11 protein-coding genes, 1 tRNA gene and 1 pseudogene are annotated in these 18881 nt (G+C 63.5%); 8 read left to right on the top strand and 5 right to left on the bottom strand.

Features of this window, described 5'->3' with window-relative positions:
* Positions 1-6: 6 nt before the first annotated feature.
* From VSX60_RS16070 to ade, 3 genes are all read left to right on the top strand, one after another.
* Positions 7-2346 carry a putative bifunctional diguanylate cyclase/phosphodiesterase gene (locus tag VSX60_RS16070; protein WP_327625271.1) on the top strand — a complete coding sequence of 780 codons (2340 nt, stop codon included), beginning with the start codon at positions 7-9 and terminating at the stop codon, positions 2344-2346.
* 550 nt (positions 2347-2896) lie between these two features.
* Positions 2897-2982: transfer RNA gene (locus VSX60_RS16065), tRNA-Leu, on the top strand.
* A gap of 154 nt (positions 2983-3136) precedes the next feature.
* Entirely contained in the window at positions 3137-4939 is a 1803-nt protein-coding gene (gene ade, locus VSX60_RS16060) for an adenine deaminase (RefSeq protein ID WP_327625270.1), read from the top strand.
* Between the two features lie 46 nt (positions 4940-4985).
* Here ade and VSX60_RS16055 read toward each other — a convergent pair whose 3' ends face one another.
* Positions 4986-5846: a DMT family transporter gene (locus VSX60_RS16055; RefSeq protein ID WP_327625269.1), complete on the bottom strand. Its 861-nt coding sequence runs from the start codon at positions 5844-5846 to the stop codon at positions 4986-4988.
* A gap of 105 nt (positions 5847-5951) precedes the next feature.
* On the opposite strand from VSX60_RS16055, the gene VSX60_RS16050 reads away from it, so the two are divergent.
* The gene (locus tag VSX60_RS16050; protein ID WP_327625268.1) at positions 5952-7424 is read left to right on the top strand and encodes an aminotransferase-like domain-containing protein; all 1473 of its coding nucleotides are present in this window, start codon (positions 5952-5954) and stop codon (positions 7422-7424) included.
* Between the two features lie 14 nt (positions 7425-7438).
* On the opposite strand, the gene VSX60_RS16045 is transcribed toward VSX60_RS16050, so the two are convergent.
* Positions 7439-8359: an exonuclease domain-containing protein gene (locus VSX60_RS16045; protein WP_327625267.1), complete on the bottom strand. Its 921-nt coding sequence runs from the start codon at positions 8357-8359 to the stop codon at positions 7439-7441.
* 518 nt (positions 8360-8877) lie between these two features.
* Here VSX60_RS16045 and ilvA point away from each other — a divergent pair.
* The 4 genes from ilvA (at position 8878) to fdhF (ending at position 16331) form a co-directional block, all read left to right on the top strand.
* A complete protein-coding gene (ilvA, locus tag VSX60_RS16040) occupies positions 8878-10131 on the top strand; it encodes a threonine ammonia-lyase IlvA (RefSeq protein ID WP_327625266.1) in 1254 nt (417 codons plus the stop codon).
* A gap of 45 nt (positions 10132-10176) precedes the next feature.
* Positions 10177-11370, top strand: coding sequence for an MFS transporter (locus VSX60_RS16035; RefSeq protein WP_327625265.1), 1194 nt, complete (start codon positions 10177-10179; stop codon positions 11368-11370).
* Positions 11371-11646: 276 nt separating this feature from the next.
* On the top strand, positions 11647-13335 hold the full coding sequence (locus VSX60_RS16030; protein WP_327625264.1) for an NAD(P)H-dependent oxidoreductase subunit E: 1689 nt from the start codon (positions 11647-11649) through the stop codon (positions 13333-13335).
* A complete protein-coding gene (fdhF, locus tag VSX60_RS16025) occupies positions 13335-16331 on the top strand; it encodes a formate dehydrogenase subunit alpha (protein WP_327625263.1) in 2997 nt (998 codons plus the stop codon). The genes VSX60_RS16030 and fdhF overlap by 1 nt, the downstream gene beginning before the upstream one ends.
* A gap of 107 nt (positions 16332-16438) precedes the next feature.
* Here the strand turns inward: fdhF and VSX60_RS16020 are convergent, their stop codons facing one another.
* The 3 genes and pseudogenes from VSX60_RS16020 to sucC form a co-directional block, all read right to left on the bottom strand.
* Entirely contained in the window at positions 16439-17452 is a 1014-nt protein-coding gene (locus VSX60_RS16020) for an NAD(P)H-quinone oxidoreductase (RefSeq protein WP_327625262.1), read from the bottom strand.
* A gap of 107 nt (positions 17453-17559) precedes the next feature.
* Positions 17560-18471: a succinate--CoA ligase subunit alpha gene (gene sucD, locus VSX60_RS16015; protein WP_327625261.1), complete on the bottom strand. Its 912-nt coding sequence runs from the start codon at positions 18469-18471 to the stop codon at positions 17560-17562.
* A 90-nt stretch (positions 18472-18561) separates the two neighbouring features.
* Positions 18562-18881, bottom strand: a pseudogene (gene sucC, locus VSX60_RS16010) (succinate--CoA ligase subunit beta); the annotation flags it as partial.

The raw sequence follows: 18881 nt of genomic DNA, 5'->3' as shown, positions 1-18881 counted from the left end.
CCCGCAATGGCGATGCGACTGGTCCAACTGCTGCTGGCGGTAACCGTGGGCTGCTTCGTCCTGGCGACGGCTTACATTTCTAACTTGATCGTCGAACGCCAACAGGCGCTTCGGCAGGTGGCCAGCTACAATACGACCTGGGCGGTTAGCCAAGCGCTGGTGGAATTCACGCGCTTGCAGCAGCGCGTCGCCGCCATTGCTGTCCCCGGCAGCGGCGTCGACGGCGATGAGGTCATGCTTCGCTTCGATATCCTGCTGAATCGGGTCAACATCCTCAAGCAGGGCGAGGCAGCCGAATTCATCGAGAAGAATTCGCATGCTCGCCGGATCGTTCAGCGTCTGGAAGAGGTCCTCGCCTCGGTCGAACCGCTGTTGCCGCGGGCCGACGAACCGGTGATTGCTCGCCAACTCGATCGGTTGCTGTATCCCTTCGAAACGGAGCTTGCCTCGCTCGCATCCTTTGCGACGCAACTCGGGGCGGAGCGCGTCGCGCAAGATCAGAAGGCACTGTTGCGCCTTCATTACGTTTTCACCGGACTGGCTGCCGGCCTGATCGTTTGCGGCGTCGCGCTGATCCTGCTGCTGGTCTGGAACAACCGGTTACTTGGCCGGGCGCACGACGACCTCCACGACCTCGCCGACGACCTGAGAGCGACCTCGGCGGCGCTGCAGACCCAAAATCGCCGGTTCAGGGCGGCCTTGAGCAACATGTCCCAAGGCCTCTGCATGTTCGACGCGAAAGGACATCTGGTCGTCTGGAACGAGCGGTTTGGCGCGATGTTCGGTCTATCCTACGCTGCACTGCAGCCGGGAGTGCCGCTCGATAAACTGGTGAGCGGAGCCGGTGAGGCGGATAGCTCGGCGGCCCTGAGGCAGATTTACTTCCAGCAACACGAACTTATACACGATCACCGGAGTTCGGTTTTTGTCCAGGAGTGCTTCGACGGGCGTTCCCTTTCCGTCACGCACGCGGCGCTAGGCGACGGCGGCTGGATCGCAACCTACGAAGACATTACCGACCTGCGCCGGGTGGAGCACCAGATCGTCCACATGGCGCATTTCGACTCGTTGACCGACCTTGCCAACCGGGTCCTGTTCGGCGAGAAATTGGATCAAGCGCTGTCCCGCGCCCGGCAAAACCAGAGTTTCCTCGCCATCATGTGTCTCGATCTCGATCGGTTCAAGGATGTCAACGATACCCTGGGCCATCAGCGCGGCGACGAACTGTTGAAATGCGTGGCCGACCGGCTGCGTTGTAATGTTCGCGAGAAGGATTTGGTCGCGCGAGTCGGGGGCGACGAGTTCACGCTGCTTCTCCTGCCGTCGGACGAGCCTCGCGACCTCGACGCGATCGCTTCCCGACTGATCGAAGCGGTCAGCGCGCCCTACGAAATCGACGGCCAGGAAGTGCTGATCGGTCTGAGCATTGGTATCGCCGAATTCAAGGGGAATTCGGAAGACGCGGATGTCCTTCTCAAGCAAGCCGATCTCGCGCTCTACGAAGCCAAGACCAGCGGCAAACGAACGTTCTGCTTCTTCGAGCCTCAGATGGATGACCAACTCCAGGCGCGCAAAGGGCTGGAGGCCGATCTTCGCAAGGCTCTTCCCAACAACGAGCTGGATGTCTTCTATCAGCCGGTCATGAATGCCGCGCGCGAGGAAATCTGTGGTTTCGAGGCACTGGTCCGCTGGTGCCATCCGATACGGGGGATGATACCGCCGGACGAGTTTATTCCGGTCGCCGAGGATATCGGACTGATCGTCGATCTCGGCGAGTGGGTCCTGCGGCAGGCCTGTGAGCAAGCGATCCGATGGCCGGCGGATATCCGGATCGCGGTCAATCTCTCTCCAGCGCAGTTTCGTAGCCAGGCGCTCGTGCAGGCGGTGGTCAATGCCCTGGCCGCTTCGGGCCTTTCCGCCGATCGCCTTGAACTCGAAATCACCGAATCGGTGCTGCTTGAAGACAGCGAGCACACCTTGACGATCCTGCACCAATTGCGCGAACTGGGCGTGAGGGTCGCCCTGGACGATTTCGGCACGGGTTACTCGTCGCTTAGCTATCTGCGCAGCTTTCCCTTCGACAAGATCAAGATCGACCAGTCCTTCATCCGGGACATGTCCGATAACTCCGACCATCTGCCGATCGTCGAACTGGTCATTGCGCTCGGCCGGGATCTCGGTTTGACGACGACCGCCGAAGGGGTGGAGACGGAAGACCAGTTTCGCAAATTGCAGGCGCTCGGATGTACCGAGTTGCAGGGATACTTCTTCGGCCGGCCCAAACCTGCCTCGGAAATTCCCTTGCCCGTTGGGAAAGCCAAGAGGCGCGGTCTGACGGCCGCCTGAAACCTAGGTGTGCGGTCGGCTCCAACGCGTTCGCGCTGTGCGCGACGATCGCAAGCCTGATCCGTTGCTTCGCCCTGCCGGTTGCAGAGGTCGGGACTCCGGCCACACGGCCCTCAAGGCGCAGCGGCCGAAACCATTCGACACGCGCAACGCCAATATCGAGCCATGCGGGCCTTCGGCATTCAGGCTTTGGAGAGCAGGCGCCTTCGCGGGACGCATCCGCGGGCCGGCGATGCCAATTCGTTCTCCAAGGCATGCCGAAGGCGTTCCAGCGCCAGATTCTGTCGCTTCAGGCATGTGAGCAGACCGGAGGCGTAGAGGCCCTCGAATGTGTCGAGCACAGGCACTCCGCACGAATATGCGGTCATGTCGGGACGGTCGAAATCATTCCTCATGCCACCCCCTTTTTCGCGCTCGCTGCAACGAAACATCATCGCAAGTGAGACGGTACCCCATTTTCGCCGAACACGTCAGTGGAATTTTCGTGAACTGTGGCAATGATGCACAAATCTTGACACCGCTCGCGGCATGGCGTTGTGCTCCGCCCGGAGCGGGCGTGGCGGAATGGTAGACGCAAGGGACTTAAAATCCCTCGGGCTTCGTCCCGTGCGGGTTCGAGTCCCGCCGCCCGCACCATTGAGTAGAAGAGGTTGCGGATGTTTCCTCGACCACTTTATGCGAACAATCGCAACAGTTGTGGAACAAGAGCGGTGTGCCATCTCCCTCGATGGGCCTCCCGCTACCTTGTCAGATTCGATTTTCAGAAATCGCGTAGGGGTGTGGATAACTCATGAGCATGGACCGTCCGGAGCCATTCGACAGCGTCGCGCCTCAACTCGTCGATGTCGCCATGGGGCGTACCCAGGCCGACCTTGTCGTCCGCAACGCGCGCTGGGTGAATGTCCACTCCGGCGAAATCATTCCCGCTACCGACATTGCGGTAAAGGCGGGACGTTTCGCCTATTGCGGCCCCGATGCCGCCCATACGATCGGGGAGGGAACGCGGGTTGTCGACGCCGCCGGGCGTTATGTGATGCCAGGGCTCTGCGACGCGCACATGCATGTTGAAAGCGGCATGGTGACGGTGACCGAGTTCTGCCGCGCGGTGATTCCGCACGGCACTACCTCGATGTTCATCGACCCGCACGAAATAGCCAATGTCCTCGGCCTTCCGGGCGTCAAGCTGATGCATGACGAGGCGGTGGTCCAGCCGGTCAACGTCTGGGTGCAGATGCCGTCCTGCGTGCCCTCGGCGCCGGGGCTGGAGGAGGGCGGTGCCGTGCTCGGCCCGGCCGATGTCGCCGAGGCGATGGACTGGCCAGCGATCATCGGGCTCGGCGAGGTGATGAACTTTCCCGGCGTCGCGGCGAATGACGCCACGATGGTCGGCGAGATCGCCGCGACCCGGAGAGCCGGCAAGACCGTCGGCGGGCACTACGCCTCGCCGGATCTCGGGCGGGCCTTCCACGGCTATGTCGCCGGCGGGCCGGAGGACGACCACGAGGGCACTCGCATGGAGGACGCGGCCGCGCGGGTGCGCCAGGGCATGAAGGCGATGCTGCGCCTCGGCTCGGCCTGGTACGACGTCGCCGCTCAAGTCCGAGCGATCACGGAGATGGGGCTCGATTCGCGCCACTTCATCCTGTGCACCGACGACTGCCATTCCGGCACGCTGCTGCGCGAGGGACATATGGACCGAGTGGTTCGCCATGCCATTTCACGCGGCTTGAAGCCGATGACGGCGATTCAGATGGCGACGATCAACACCGCCGAGCACTTCAAGCTGGAGCGCGAGATCGGTTCGGTGACGCCGGGCCGGCGCGCCGATTTCCTGATCGTCTCCGATCTGACCGAGCTGACCATCGACGAAGTCTATGGCCGCGGCGTGCGTCTGGCGGCGGCAGGGACGCTCGAAGCCGACATGCCGGCCTATGCCTATCCGGCCTCGGCCAAGGCGACGGTAAAGCTTGTCCGGCCTCTGACGGCCGAGGACTTTTGCGTGGCGGCGCCGGCGGGCGCAGGCGGCACGGCGAAGGTTCGGGTCATCGGCGTCGTCGAGAACCAGGCGCCGACCAAGGCGCTGACGGCGACGATTCCTGTCGTGGACGGCGTGGCGATGCCCGATGTCGCCAATGACGTCTGCCGCATCGCATTGGTGGAACGCCACCGGGCGAGCGGCGAGGTGGTCAATGGCTTCGTCTCCGGTTTCGGCTATCGCGGCCGCTGCGCCATGGCCTCGACGGTGGCGCATGACAGTCACCACATGATCGTCGTCGGCACGTCCGAGGCGGACATGGCGCTCGCCGCCAACCGGCTGGGCGAGGTCGGCGGCGGCGTGACCTTCTTCGCCGATGGCGAGGAGCGGGCGCTGATCGAAATGCCGATCGCCGGGTTGATGTCGGACGAGCGGGCGGAGATCGTCGCCGCCAAGGCCGACCGGCTGATCGCGGCGATGCGCGACGCCGGCTGTACGCTCAATAACGCCTATATGCAGCACTCACTGCTCGCGCTGGTGGTGATTCCGTCCTTGCGGATCTCGGACAAGGGCATCGTTGACGTCGAGACGTTCGAGCTGGTTGATCTGTTCGTGTGAACGGGGCGGTCGCGGCGCCTCGATTCGCGTGCCGCCGTATTGATATCTAAGCAAATTTTTTCGCGCCCGCGACACAAGCGACCACGGCGAGGCTGACGGCCGCCATCGGCCAGCTGACATCTTCGTGGAGCAACGTCGCTGCGAGCATCAACCCCATAAATGGCTGAAGCAGTTGCAGTTGCCCGACGGCGGCGACGCCCCCTTGGGCGAGCCCGCGATACCAGAACACGAAGCCGATGAGCATGCTGAACAAGGAGACGTAGGCGAGCGCGATCCAGGCCGGCTGGCTGACCTCCGAGAAGGTCGCGGGCATCGTATAGGCAGCCAAGGGAGCCATCACCGGCAGGGACAGAACGAGCGCCCAAGAGATCACCTGCCAACCGCCGAGTTTGCGAGACAGCTTGCCCCCCTCCGCGTAGCCCATGCCGCACACGACGATGGCCGCGAGCATCAACAGATCGCCGGTCCATGAGGCTGAAAAATCTTGTGTCAGGGCAAAGCCGGCGACGAGCGAGCTGCCGGCAATCGAGAACAGCCAGAATACGGGACGCGGGCGATCGCCAGCCCGAAGCACGCCGAAAGTTGCGGTCGCGAGAGGCAGGAGGCCGATAAAAACGATCGAGTGGGCGGAGGTGATGTGTTCCAGAGCCAGCGCTGTCAGCAAGGGAAAGCCGACCACCACCCCGAGCGCGACGATGAACAAGGATGCAAGATCGCTCCGGTCCGGGCGTTTCTGGGGAAGGAGAACAAGAAGGGCAAGCGCCAGAAAGCCCGCGATCGCAGCGCGGACAATCGTCAGAAACACCGGGTCGAAATCAGCGACCGCCACCCGCGTCGCTGGCAGCGATCCGCTGAAAATCGCAACTCCGATGAAGCCGTAGAACCAGCCGCTCTTCGTCTCGTCCATCCGATCCCCCTTTTTCCAGGTGGAACATGGCGGGAGGGATATGGCGCTTCCAGAGACAGTCCATTACAATATTTAGAAACTGTAGTGGCGGGCGAGGCAATACAGATGAGCGCACGGGACCGGGGCCGGTTGGCGGGCTGCACACTTGTCGAGCAGGTGATGGCGACCGTGCGAAAGCAGATTGCGAGCCGCCAGACAGCACCGGGCGTCAGGTTGCCGTCGATCCGGGGTCTGGCGCAGAAGATGCAGGTATCAAAATCAACTGTCGTCGATGCGTATGACCGCCTCGCGGCCGAGGGGGTGATCCTGTCGCGGCGCGGCTCCGGCTTCTACGTCGCGGGGCACCTGCCGCCCTTTTCCCTTTCCGATATCGGACCGCGCCTCGACCGCGAGGTCGATCCGATCTGGATGACGCGGCAATCGCTGGATGCGGGAAGCAGCCTGTTGAAGCCCGGCTGCGGCTGGCTGCCCGCGTCCTGGATGCCGGATGCGGATATTCGCCGCGCCTTGCGCCTGTTGGCACGAGAAGGCCAGGCCAGCCTGACGGACTACAGCACCCCTCACGGTTTGCCCGCGCTAAGACAGCTGCTGTCGCGGCGCCTGGCGGATCGTGGGATCGAGGCACCTCCCCATCAGATCATGCTGACGGAATCCGGCACCCAGGCCATCGACCTGCTGTGCCGGTTTCTGGTCGAGCCCGGCGATACGGTCCTGCTCGACGATCCCTGCTATTTCAACTTCCACGCCATGCTGCGCGTCCATCGTGTCAAGGTCGTCAGCGTACCCTATACGCATACGGGCCCGGACCTGGAGCTGTTCGAAAAGGCTCTGACGGAGCACGCGCCTCGCCTCTACATAACCAATTCGGCGCTTCACAATCCCACCGGGGCGACCCTGTCGCCCGTCGTCGCGCACCGCGTCTTGAAACTCGCCGAACAGCACGATTTGCTCATCGTCGAGGATGACATTTTTGCGGATTTCGAGCAGGAGCCCGCGCCGCGTCTGGCGGCATTCGACGGGCTCGATCGCGTCATTCATATTGGCAGCTTCTCCAAGACCTTGTCGGCGGCGGTTCGGTGCGGCTTCGTTGCGGCACGTCAGGACTGGATTGAAGAGTTGGTGGATCTCAAGCTCGCCACCTCCTTCGGTGGCGGCTCTTTCTCGGCGGAGCTGGTGCTGGCTTTGCTGAAGGATGGAGCCTATCGCAAACATACCGGCGGCCTGCGCACCCGCCTTGCCGACGCGATGGGGCAGGTCAGCGCCAGACTGAAAAGCCTCGGTCTGACCCCGTGGATCGAACCCAATGCGGGCATGTTCCTCTGGTGCCAACTCCCCGCGGGTCTGGATGCCGCCGATGTGGCACGATCCGCGCTCGCGGAAGGTGTCGTTCTGGCTCCCGGCAATGCCTTCAGTCTCACCCAGGCCGCGAGCGGATTCCTGCGCTTCAATGTCGCGCAGTCTCTCGTCCCAGCCACCTTTTCAGTGCTGGAACGGGCCATGCGGCGAGCTGAGCCGCGACAGAACGCCGGAATCAGGCCCGGCCACGGCAGCGATGCCGCCAAATTAGACATACGCTGAGCGACCATCTTCAGCTATCCAAGAGCGACCAATTCCTTGAAGTCGGTTTCGCGAATGATGCGGAGCTGCAGGCCGGATGCCACCAGTTCCTCAGCTTTGCGATGTTTGGAACTTTTACTGTGACCAGCCAGTTTCTGCACGTCCATATCACCGACCACGAGCAGCGTTGTATTCTTCGTTACGCTAGCGGCTACCGCACATCCAACGGATGCTGCGATGTCTGCGGCTACCCGACGGGGCATATTTAGGGCACCAGTGAACACGATCACCTCACCTGCAAGCGGACCATAAGGGTTGCCTTCGCGCTTGATTGAAGCCGTGCTGCTTGACGTTAGGTCGATGGGTTGCTGCACACGCGCGAGCATGGCCTCTAAGTCGAGACCGCTCTCCTGCATCGCGGCAAGCATAACCTGGCCGGATGCCTTTGCGTCTTCGAGGGCATTATGGTGTTTGAATGGGTAGCCGATCTGCCTACAAACGTCGGCCAGCCCGTAGCCCGACCGGGCACATTCTGCCCAAGTTCTACGAGCGACGCGGGCTGAGTCGAGCCAGGTGCAGTTCGGAGGCGAGATCGAGTGCCTACCTACTGCTTGGTGCACCGCAACTCGGTCGAAGTGTGTGTGTGTTACCACCACCTGATCACCGACCAGACGGGTGATTTCCGGCGCCGCCTGCTGAAAGGTCGGCGCACCTTGAATGTCGGCTTGATCGATCCCGTGAATTGATACGTTGATAGGGTCAAAATAGTCGCTGGGATCGATGAGCGAATACCATTCGGAGACGAGTGCATTTCCATCAAATTCGGCGACACCGACAGAGCATATGGATGCCATGTCAGCATTCGCTGTCTCGACGTCGATAGCAACAAATCTCACCGGCAGAACGCCTATTCGTAAATTTTCAACTACAGTAACAAAAGGGCCGGCGTTCAACAAGTTGAACGCTATCGAACTATCCCATTTTCATCGAAGATCGTAGCTCGGACGCTGCATGGACTGCATGGGAAGAGGCGATATAAATGTCTTTCATGGGCGCGATCCGGCCATTGAACGTCCGTTGCCGAGACGCCTTGGGGCCGCCTCGCAGCTGGCGACAGAGACGCAAGAATCGCCGCGTTCACCCCGGGTGCGAAGGTTGAATCGACGTTAGCAAAACGGCCGGCCGACTTTACAAAACCGCCGCGATGGCCGATGGCTGAGCGCAACGGCAACCGATGCGGGAAAGGGGCGTGCGATGGTATTGGATATCTCGATCGGCGGAGCCGCGATCCTGATTATCGGCGCCGGCGCGTCCGATCCCCGTGCCGCCTCGCGGTGTGGTGCGGAATGGACCCGTCCGGCTCGCGGTGGTCGGCCCGACAGCACTATCGCTTCCTGATCGCCGGGACGCCCCGTCGATCCGCACATCTCCCGGGAACGCCACGCCGCGCGCCCCAAAATCCAAGAACCGTCTCATGTCCACTTCCGAATTCCGCTCCCGCGTCGCCAGCGCGGAGGACGCGCTCCGCGCGTTGTTCCCCGAAACGCCGCTGCAACTCAACGAGCATCTGTCGGCCCGCTATGGCGCCCGGATTTTCCTCAAGCGCGAGGATCTGACGCCGGTCCGCTCCTACAAGATCCGCGGCGCCTTCAACTTCATGCGCAAGCGCATCGCGGCCGGCTCGGCAACCAGCAAGTTCTGCTGCGCCTCGGCCGGCAATCACGCGCAAGGGTTCGCTTTCGCCTGTCGGCATTTCGGGCTCAAGGGCCGCATCTTCATGCCGGTGACGACGCCGCAGCAGAAGATCGACAAGACCCGCATCTTCGGCGGCGACGCGGTGGAAATCGAACTGATCGGCGACTTCTTCGACGACTGCTACGCCGCGGCCAAGGCCTATTCCGCCGAGACCGGCGCGCCGATGGTGCCGCCCTTCGATCATGAGGACATCGTCGAGGGCCAGGCCAGCGTCGGGCTCGAGATCGAGCGCCAGCTCGACGGCGAGAGGCCGGACATGCTGATCCTGCCGGTGGGGGGAGGCGGGCTTGCCTCGGGGCTCACCCGCTATTTCGAGGGCGACGGGTCGCCCGATTTTCATTTCGTCGAACCGCTCGGCGCCCCCAGCCTGCGCACCAGTCTCGTCGAAGGCAAACTGGTTCGCCTGCCGCAGCTCGACGGCTTCGTCGACGGGGCGGCAGTCGCCGAAATCGGCAAGCTGCCCTTCGAGACGCTGCGTGGTTTCGGGGCGGAGCGGGTGATCCTGTCGCCGGAGGGGCGGCTATGCCAGACCATGCTGGAGATGCTGAATGTCGAGGGCATCGTTTTGGAGCCGGCCGGCGCGCTGGCGATCGACGCGCTGCGCAGCCTGGGCGAGAGTGTGCGCGGCAAGACCGTCGTGCTGGTCGTTTCCGGCGGCAATTTCGATTTCGAGCGGTTGCCCGACGTCAAGGAGCGGGCGCTGCGCTTTGAGGGCCTGAAAAAATACTTCATCCTGCGGCTTGCCCAGCGGCCCGGCGCGCTGAAGGATTTTCTCGACTATCTCGGACCCGACGACGATATCGCGCGTTTTGAGTATCTGAAGAAATCGGCCCGCGATTTCGCCTCGATCCTGATCGGCATCGAGACCAAGGATTCGACGAATTTCGCCGGTCTCCTGAATCGGTTCGAGGAGGGCGGGGTCAGCTACCAGGATATCACCGACAACCATATCCTCGCCGATCTCCTGATTTGATAGGGTCGGCGCCAGTCGTCGTTCCAGCATCGAAGGAAACCGCCGATGACCGGCGTCGTCATTCTCGCCGTCACCTACATCCTCTCGCAGTTCTTCCGCTCCTTTCTCGCAGTTCTCGCACCGGAGCTGACGCGGGATCTGGGGATCGGCGAGGTGGCGCTGTCGAGCGCGGCGGGGCTGTGGTTCATCGCCTTCGCGCTGATGCAGTTTCCGGTCGGATTCGCCCTCGATCGGTATGGTCCGCGTCGTACGGTGGCGCTGTTTCTTCTCGCCGCTGCCGCCGGCTCGACACTGTTCGCATTGGCCAACGGGGCGGTTGCGATCATCGTCGCGATGACTCTGATCGGGGCCGGCTGCGCGCCGATCCTGATGGCGGCGTTCTTTATCTTCGCGCGGACCTTTCACCCGCGCCGCTTCGCGATGTTTGCGTCCTGGTTCGTCGCTTTCGGTCTTGGTGGTGGCGTGCTCGGCTCGGCGCCGCTGGCGCTCGCGGTGGAGGCGGTCGGCTGGCGCCAGGTGATGGCCGGGCTCGCCGTCGTGACCCTGCTTCTGGCCTTGATCATCATGTGGGTGCTGCGCGATCCGCCCGTGCCGACGGCTGAAAACGCGACGGATCGCGGCTCGCTCCTCGATCTTTTACGGATGCGCGAACTCTGGCCCTTGATGGCCATGGCCTTCGTCGCCTATGCGCCGGCGGCAAACCTCCGCGGCCTGTGGGCCGGCCCCTATCTCGCCGACGTCTACGGTTTCGACCTGGCAGGGGTCGGCAACGCGACCTTGCTGATGGCCATCGCCCTGATCGTGGGGACGGTCGCCCACGGGCCGCTCGATGTCATCTTCCGGACCCGCAAATGGATCCCCATTGTCGGCTCGTCGGTGAACGCAATCCTGCTGGCGGGGTTGGCCGTCCTCGGCTCCGGTTCCGCACCGACTGCCGTCATTCTGCTCACCGCGATCACGCTGTTTGGCGCCAACTACGCCCTGATCATGGCTCATGCGCGCAGCTTTATGCAGCCGCATTTGCTGGGGCGCGGCATCACCTTGCTGAACTTTTTCTCGATCGGCGGCGCTGGCGCCATCCAGTTCCTCTCGGGTGGCGTCTTCGCCCTCGCCGATCCCGAGATCTCCTCCGAATCGGCCTACGCCACCGTTTTCGCCTTCTACGCCGTGCTGCTGGTGGCGGGTCTGGTCGCCTACGCCTTCAGCCGTGACCGGCCACCGGAACCCGTGGAGCGGTAGACGGGCTCACGCTGACGCAAGCGCTTGGAATTCGATAGTAATCGGATCGGCAATGCATCGATCGACGCCTTGCATCACATAGCTGGCGTGTTAGGGTAATCACCCCGGACAGGGCTCCCGGAGGGATAGCGGGCGTGGCGCCACCTGATCGCCAGCAAACGGACCGTATCCCGGCCATTTCATTTGAGGACCGCAGAGTTTTCGTGGAGATCTCCGCGGAGCTTGAGCGTGGGAATTGATGTTTCGCCGATATCCGCGAAACGGGGGAGCCGAATTATGCTTGACCAACCGGCCGCGCGAATGCCGCGCAAACGCGACGGCGCCAAGCCAAAAGGACGCCAGCTCGACGAGGGCGCGCACCGCGAGGTTCACGATCTGCTCGGAGATCGGCCGCGGCGGCGCGACCTCTTGATCGAGCACCTTCATTTGATTCAGGATCAATTTGGCTGCCTACAGGCCAAGCATATCCGGGCCTTGGCCGAGGAAATGCGGCTGAGCCAGGTCGAGATCTACGAAGTCGCCTCCTTCTACGACCACTTCGACGTGGTGAAGGAAGGGGAGCCGACGCCCGCGCCGCTGACCATCCGGGTCTGTGATTCGGTGACCTGCATGTGCATGGGCGCCGAGGATGTGATCGCCGGACTGGAGGCGGAAGTCGATCCTGCGAAAGTCCGTGTCATGCGCGCACCCTGCATGGGCGGCTGCGATGTCGCGCCGGCCGCCCGAATCGGCGACCGCGAGGTCGGCCACGCCAGCGCGGCGGGGCTGATTAAGATGGCCGAGGCCGGCGAAACCGGCGTCCTGAAGCCCGACTACGAAGGGCTGGCGGCCTACCGCGCCAAGGGCGGATACGGAATTTGGGAGCAGGTGCGCACCGGCGCGCTCGCCGCCGATACCGTCCTCGAGAAGCTGACCGATGCGTCGCTGCGCGGGCTTGGCGGCGCGGGCTTCCCGGCCGGCAAGAAATGGGGCTTCGTGCGCGGTTATCCTGGCCCGCGCCTGATGACGATCAACGGTGACGAGGGCGAGCCGGGCACCTTCAAGGACCGCTACTATCTCGAACGCAACCCGCATCCGATGTTCGAGGGCGCCCTGATCGGCGCGCATGTCGTCGAGGCGGAGCGGATCTACCTCTACATGCGCGACGAATATCCCGCTGTATTGGAAATCCTGCGAACCGAGATCGCCGCGCTGGAGGCGGCCGGACTGGTCGCGCCGGGCTTCATCGAACTGCGGCGCGGGGCAGGGGCCTACATCTGCGGCGAAGAGAGCGCGATGATCGAGTCGATCGAGGGCAAGCGTGGCCTGCCGCGTCACCGCCCGCCCTATATCGCCGAGGTCGGCGTGTTCGGCCGTCCGACGCTCAACAACAATGTCGAGACGCTCTACTGGGTACCGAAAATCCTGGAGCACGGCGCCGAATGGTTCCGCGCGCAGGGCAAGCCCGACCATCCGGGCATGCGCTCCTGGTCGGTCTCCGGCAGAGTGAAAGATCCCGGCGTCAAGGTTGCGCCGGCGGGTGTGACGATCCGCGAACTGATCGAGGAACATTGCGGCGGCATGGCCGACGGCCACAGCTTCAAGGCCTATCTGCCGGGCGGGGCGTCAGGCGGGATTTTGCCGGCGAGCCTTGATGACGTGCCACTCGATTTCGGCGGCAAGCTCGCGGAACTGGGTTCGTTCGTCGGCAGCCACGCGATCGTGGTGTTTTCCGATGCCGACAATATCAAGGACGTGGCGTTGAACCTCGTCGATTTCTTCACCCATGAGAGCTGCGGCCAGTGCACCCCGTGCCGGGGCGGCACCGAGAAGATGGGCAAGCTCTTGAGGACCGAAGGCAAGCTCGACGAGGCGACGATCCGCGATCTCGAACAGGTCATGCGCGATGCCTCGATCTGCGGGCTCGGGCAGGCGGCACCGAACCCGGTGAACCATCTGCTGCAATATTTCCGGGGGGATTTGTGATGAGCGGCTCCGATCAGAACAACAGCAACGAAAGCCCAGCCGATATGAGCAATGTATCGCCTGACAACGCAGTGGGACGTGCGGCCTCCGCCGACGGTGGCCGCGTCGCCGGCGACCATGCGGACAGGCTCGAGACGCAAGCCGAGCTGATTAGCTTCACCTTGGACGGCCAGTCGGTTTCCGCCGGCAAGGACGAAACCATCTGGCAAGTCGCCAAGCGCGAGGGCAACCGGATTCCGCATCTGTGTTATCTCGACAAGCCCGGCTATCGCGCGGACGGCAATTGCCGGGCCTGCATGGTCGAGGTCGAGGGTGAGCGCGTGCTGGCGGCGTCGTGCCAGCGCAAGGTGGCCGCCGGCATGGTCGTGAAGACGGCCAGCGAGCGCGCCAAGAAATCGCGCGAGATGGTCTTCGAGATGCTGGCCGCCGACATGCGCCCGCCCGAGGAAAGCCCGGACAGCCAATCGTCCTTCTGGAATTGGGCGGCGGATTTCGGGATCACCGGTTCCAAGCGCTTGCCCTCGAAATTCGACGGCAAGAACCCGTCGCTGAACGGCGAGGCCGGGCCGAACAGCGTTGCGGCGTCAACCACCCACGGAATGCCGGACAACACCCCCGGCATCCACGATATTTCCAACCCGGCGATCGCCGTCAATCTCGATGCCTGCATCGCCTGCAATCTGTGCGTTCGCGCCTGTCGCGAAGTGCAGGTCAACGACGTGCTCGGCATGGCCGATCGGGGCCATCACGCGGTGCCGGTGTTCGACATTCACGACCCGATGGGTTTTTCGACCTGCGTGACCTGCGGCGAGTGCGTTCAGGTCTGTCCGACCGGCGCATTGTACGAAAAGACGCTGATGGACACGGACGGCCGCAAGCGCGTCGTCAAGGAATTCGACAAGGTGACGGATTCGGTCTGCCCGTTCTGCGGCGTCGGCTGCCAGACGACGGTCTATTCCAAGGACAACAAGATCGTGCTGGTCGACGGCCGCGATGGGCCGTCCAACGAAAACCGGCTCTGCGTCAAGGGCCGCTTCGGCTTCGACTACGCCATGTCGAAGGACCGGCTGACCAAGCCGTTGATCCGCCGCGACGACGCGCCGAAGCACGGCGATATCGACATGCGCTTCATGGACGTCTCCGACGTCTTCCGGGAAGCTTCCTGGGAAGAGGCGATGGAGCGCGCTGCCTCCGGCCTCACCAAGATTCGCGATGCGGATGGCGGCAATGCGATCGCCGGTTTCGGTTCGGCCAAGGGCTCCAACGAGGAAGCCTATCTGTTCCAGAAGCTCATCCGGCAGGGCTTCGGCACCAACAATGTCGACCACTGCACGCGGCTGTGCCACGCCTCCTCGGTGGCGGCGCTGCTCGAGGGCGTCGGATCGGGCGCGGTTTCCGCGCCGTTCATGGATGCCTTGAAGGCCGATTGCGTCATCGTGATCGGCGCACGGCCGGGTCAGAACCATCCGGTCGCCGCGACCTATCTCAAGCAGGCGGCGAAAAATGGCACCAAGCTGATCGTGATAGACCCGCGCGGCCAAGAACTGATGCGCCACGCCTCACATGGGCTGCGCTTCAAGCCGGGCACCGACGTGGCGCTGCTCAACGCGATGCTGCATGTCATCATTGAGGAGAAGCTCTACGACCAGCAATATATCCAGGCCAATGTCAGCGGCTTCGAGGCGCTGAAGGAGAAGGTCAAGGATTTCGCGCCGGAGGCGATGTCAGAGGTCTGCGGCATCGCGGCGGAGGTGATCCGCGACGTCGCCCGCATCTATGCGACGTCGGAACGCTCGATCATCTTCTGGGGCATGGGCATTTCGCAGCACACTCACGGCACCGACAATTCGCGCTGCCTGATCGCGTTGGCGCTGATCACCGGCCATGTCGGGCGTCCGGGCACCGGGCTGCACCCGCTGCGCGGTCAGAACAACGTGCAAGGCGCGTCGGACGCCGGGCTGATCCCGATGTTCTTCCCGGACTACCGGTCCGTCGAGAATGTCGATATCCGCGGCGAGATGGAGGATTTCTGGGGCCGGACGCTCGATCCGAAAAAGGGCCTCACCGTCGTCGAGATCATCGACGCGATCCATGAGGGGTCGATCAAGGGCATGTATGTCATGGGCGAGAATCCGGCGATGTCGGACCCCGACCAGATCCATGCGCGCGCCGCACTGGCCAAGCTCGATCATCTCGTGGTGCAGGACATCTTCCTTACCGAGACGGCCTGGCATGCCGACGTCATCCTGCCGGCGTCCGCCCATGCCGAAAAGCTCGGGACCTATTCCAACACCAATCGGCAGGTGCAGATCGGACGACCCGCGATCGATATGCCGGGCGAGGCGCGGCAGGACTGGGAATTGATCGTCGATCTCGCCAATCGCTCAGGGCTCGACTGGTCCTATGACGGGGTGCCGGCGGTCTATGAGGAAATGCGGCAGGTGATGGCCTCGCTGAACTACATCTCCTGGGACCGGCTGGAGGCGAATGAGAGCGTCACCTATCCGTCGAAGCCCGACGGCGAGGAGCAATGGGTGGTCTTTGACGACAGGTTCCCGACCGCCGACGGCCGTGGCCGCATCGTGCCGGCGGATCTGCGCGCGCCGGACGAGGTGCCCGACGCGGAGTTCCCGATGGTGCTGACCACCGGGCGGCTGCTGGAGCATTGGCACACTGGGTCGATGACCCGGCGCGCCGAGGTGCTCGACGCGATCGAGCCCGAGGGTATCGCCGCGATGAATCCGCGCGAGATCGCCAAGCACGGCCTACGGGCCGGCGAGATGATCGCGGTGGAGACGCGCCGCGGCACGATCGAGGCCGTGCTGCGGGCCGATCGCGAGGTCGCCGACGGCATGGTGTTCATCCCGTTCTGCTTCAACGAATCGCCGGCGAACCGTCTGACCAATCCGATGCTCGACCCCTACGGGAAGATCCCGGAGTTCAAGTTCTGCGCGGCGAAAGTGTCGGCCGCGTCGATTCGTGAGGCCGCGGAATAGGGCAGGGTTTCGGCCGCCGGGCGACGCGGCGGCCGAACAGCAAAACGCCGACGAAGCGACCCTGTCGTTTCGTCGGCGTTGTCGTTTTCGGGCAGGTCCGCGGAGCGTTACGGCGTCAGCAGGATCTTGCCGCGATGGGTGGCCGCTTCCATCATCTTATGCGCCTCGGCCGCTTGCTCGAACGGCAGCACCGCATGGGTGTTGGTCTTCAGCGTACCGTCGGCGAATAGCGGCCAGACTTTTTCTTTGAGATCCGCCGCCACCGCCGCCTTGAACGCGTCGGGACGGCTACGCAGCGTCGAGCCGGTATAGGTCAGACGCTTGAGCATAACGGGCATCAGGTCGATTTCGACCTTCGAACCGGCGTTGAAGGCGAGTTGCACGATATGGCCGTCGGCCTTGGCGGCCTTGATGTTGCGGGCGATGTAAGGCCCGCCGATGATATCCAGGATTAGGTTCGCACCGCCTGCCGCGCGGACGACTTCGACGAAATCTTCCTCCGTGTAGTCGATCGCCCGTTCTGCGCCGTTGGCGACACAGAATGCCGCGTCGTCAGCGGTAGCGCAGGTGACGAAGACGTGCATGCCGAGCGCCGCACCCAACTGGGTGGCGGTTGAGCCGATGCCGCCGGCGCCACCATGAACCAGGAAGATTTGACCCTTGCTGGATTCGCGGCCGAGGAAGCAATTGCTCCAGACGGTGAAGAACGTTTCGCACAGGCCGGCGGCGTTGATGTCGCTGACGCCCTCCGGTATCGGCAGGCAATGGCCGGCGTCGATCGTCACATATTCGGCGTAGCCACCGCCATTGGTCAGTCCGCAGACCTTGTCGCCGACGGACCAGGCCGTCACGTCCGCGCCGAGCGCGGAAATTTCGCCCGAGACTTCGAGCCCCAACAGATCGGACGCGCCCTTGGGGGGCGGGTAGTGGCCGCGCCGCTGCACCAGATCCGGACCGTTGATACCGGCGGCGGTGACCTTGACCAGAACCTCGTGAGCGGCGGGAACCGGAAGCGGACGCGAGCCGATTTCCAGGACATCCGGTTCGCCGGCCTCGCGCATTTCGATTGTTTTCATCGCCTCGGGCATCGCGGCTGTCTCCTCGGTTGTTGAACCACGCATGATGGCCCCGCGTGGGGGCCATCTCGTCGTTGGATGCTTTAAAGGGGAAAGGGACGCGGTATCAAATCGCGAGATCGCGCCCAACCGAGTGGAGGGCCGCCCCGTCGTCAGCCTTTGAGGAGTTCGACGAGGGTCTTGCCGAGCTGGGCCGGGGAGGGCGAGACGCGGATGCCGGCGTCTTCCATCGCCGCGATCTTGTCCTCCGCGCCGCCCTTGCCGCCGGAGACCACCGCCCCGGCATGGCCCATGGTGCGGCCCTTCGGCGCCGTCCGCCCGGCAATGAAGCCGACCGTCGGCTTCGAGCGGCCTTTCTTCGCCTCGTCCTTGAGGAACTGCGCCGCCTCTTCCTCGGCCGCACCGCCAATCTCGCCGATCATGATGATCGACTGGGTTGCGTCGTCGGCCAGGAACAGCTCCAGCATGTCGATGAACTCGGTGCCCTTCACCGGATCGCCGCCGATGCCCACCGCCGTCGTCTGGCCGAGCCCCTCGCTGGTGGTCTGGAACACCGCCTCGTAGGTCAACGTGCCGGAGCGCGAGACGATGCCGACATTGCCCTTCTTGAAGATGTTGCCCGGCATGATGCCGATCTTGCATTCGTTGGGGGTCAGGACGCCGGGGCAGTTCGGCCCGAGCAGCCGCGATTTGGATGTGTCGAGCCTGGCCTTGACCTTGACCATGTCCATCACCGGGATGCCTTCGGTGATGCAGACGATCAGGCCGATCTCGGCGGCGATCGCCTCCTCGATCGCGGCGGCCGCGCCCGCCGGCGGCACGTAGATCACGCTGGCGTCGGCGCCGGTCTTGGCTTTCGCTTCGGCGACCGAGGCGAAGATCGGCAGCTCGACGGCGCGGCCGTCGGCGCTGCCCTGCCAGGTCTCGCCGCCCTTCTTGGGATGCGTGCCGGCGACCATCTTTGTGCCGTGATAAGCCAGCGCCTGTTCGGTATGGAACGAGCCGGTCTTGCCGGTCAGACCTTGGACGATGATCTTGGTGTTCTTGTCGACGAGGATGGACATGGTTTTCGCGAGACTCCGTTAGGGTCGGTCAGCAGAAAGGAAAAAGAAAGGCGGTGGGCAGCGAGAGGAGGCCACCCACCGCGAAAAGGGTCAGCCCACGGCCTTGACGATTTTCTGCGCCGCGTCGTCGAGATCGTCGGCGGCGGTGATGGCGAGGCCGCTGTCGTTGAGGATCGCCTTGCCCTTGTCGACATTGGTGCCTTCCAGCCGCACCACCAGCGGCACTTTCAACCCGACTTCCTTGACCGCCGCGACGACGCCCTCGGCGATCACGTCGCAGCGCATGATGCCGCCGAAGATATTGACCAATATGCCTTTGACGTTCGGGTCCGAGGTGATGATCTTGAACGCCTCGGTAACCTTTTCCTTGGTGGCGCCGCCGCCGACGTCGAGGAAGTTCGCCGGCTCCT

Origin of the sequence: Aurantimonas sp. A3-2-R12, from assembly GCF_036016755.1 — a bacterium.
Lineage (GTDB): Bacteria > Pseudomonadota > Alphaproteobacteria > Rhizobiales > Rhizobiaceae > Aurantimonas > Aurantimonas coralicida_A.
Note: the sequence above shows the minus strand (reverse complement) of the source record. Positions and strands in the feature narration are given on the sequence as shown.

What these genes read in the sequence shown, in the direction of transcription:
- sucD (WP_327625261.1), bottom strand. Translation starts at nt 18,471, where the DNA reads ATGTCCATCCTCGTCGACAAGAACACCAAGATCATCGTCCAAGGTCTG.
- VSX60_RS16030 (WP_327625264.1), top strand. Translation starts at nt 11,647, where the DNA reads ATGCTTGACCAACCGGCCGCGCGAATGCCGCGCAAACGCGACGGCGCC.
- VSX60_RS16035 (WP_327625265.1), top strand. Translation starts at nt 10,177, where the DNA reads ATGACCGGCGTCGTCATTCTCGCCGTCACCTACATCCTCTCGCAGTTC.
- ade (WP_327625270.1), top strand. Translation starts at nt 3,137, where the DNA reads ATGAGCATGGACCGTCCGGAGCCATTCGACAGCGTCGCGCCTCAACTC.
- VSX60_RS16020 (WP_327625262.1), bottom strand. Translation starts at nt 17,452, where the DNA reads ATGCGTGGTTCAACAACCGAGGAGACAGCCGCGATGCCCGAGGCGATG.
- VSX60_RS16055 (WP_327625269.1), bottom strand. Translation starts at nt 5,846, where the DNA reads ATGGACGAGACGAAGAGCGGCTGGTTCTACGGCTTCATCGGAGTTGCG.
- VSX60_RS16050 (WP_327625268.1), top strand. Translation starts at nt 5,952, where the DNA reads ATGAGCGCACGGGACCGGGGCCGGTTGGCGGGCTGCACACTTGTCGAG.
- ilvA (WP_327625266.1), top strand. Translation starts at nt 8,878, where the DNA reads ATGTCCACTTCCGAATTCCGCTCCCGCGTCGCCAGCGCGGAGGACGCG.
- VSX60_RS16070 (WP_327625271.1), top strand. Translation starts at nt 7, where the DNA reads ATGGCGATGCGACTGGTCCAACTGCTGCTGGCGGTAACCGTGGGCTGC.
- fdhF (WP_327625263.1), top strand. Translation starts at nt 13,335, where the DNA reads ATGAGCGGCTCCGATCAGAACAACAGCAACGAAAGCCCAGCCGATATG.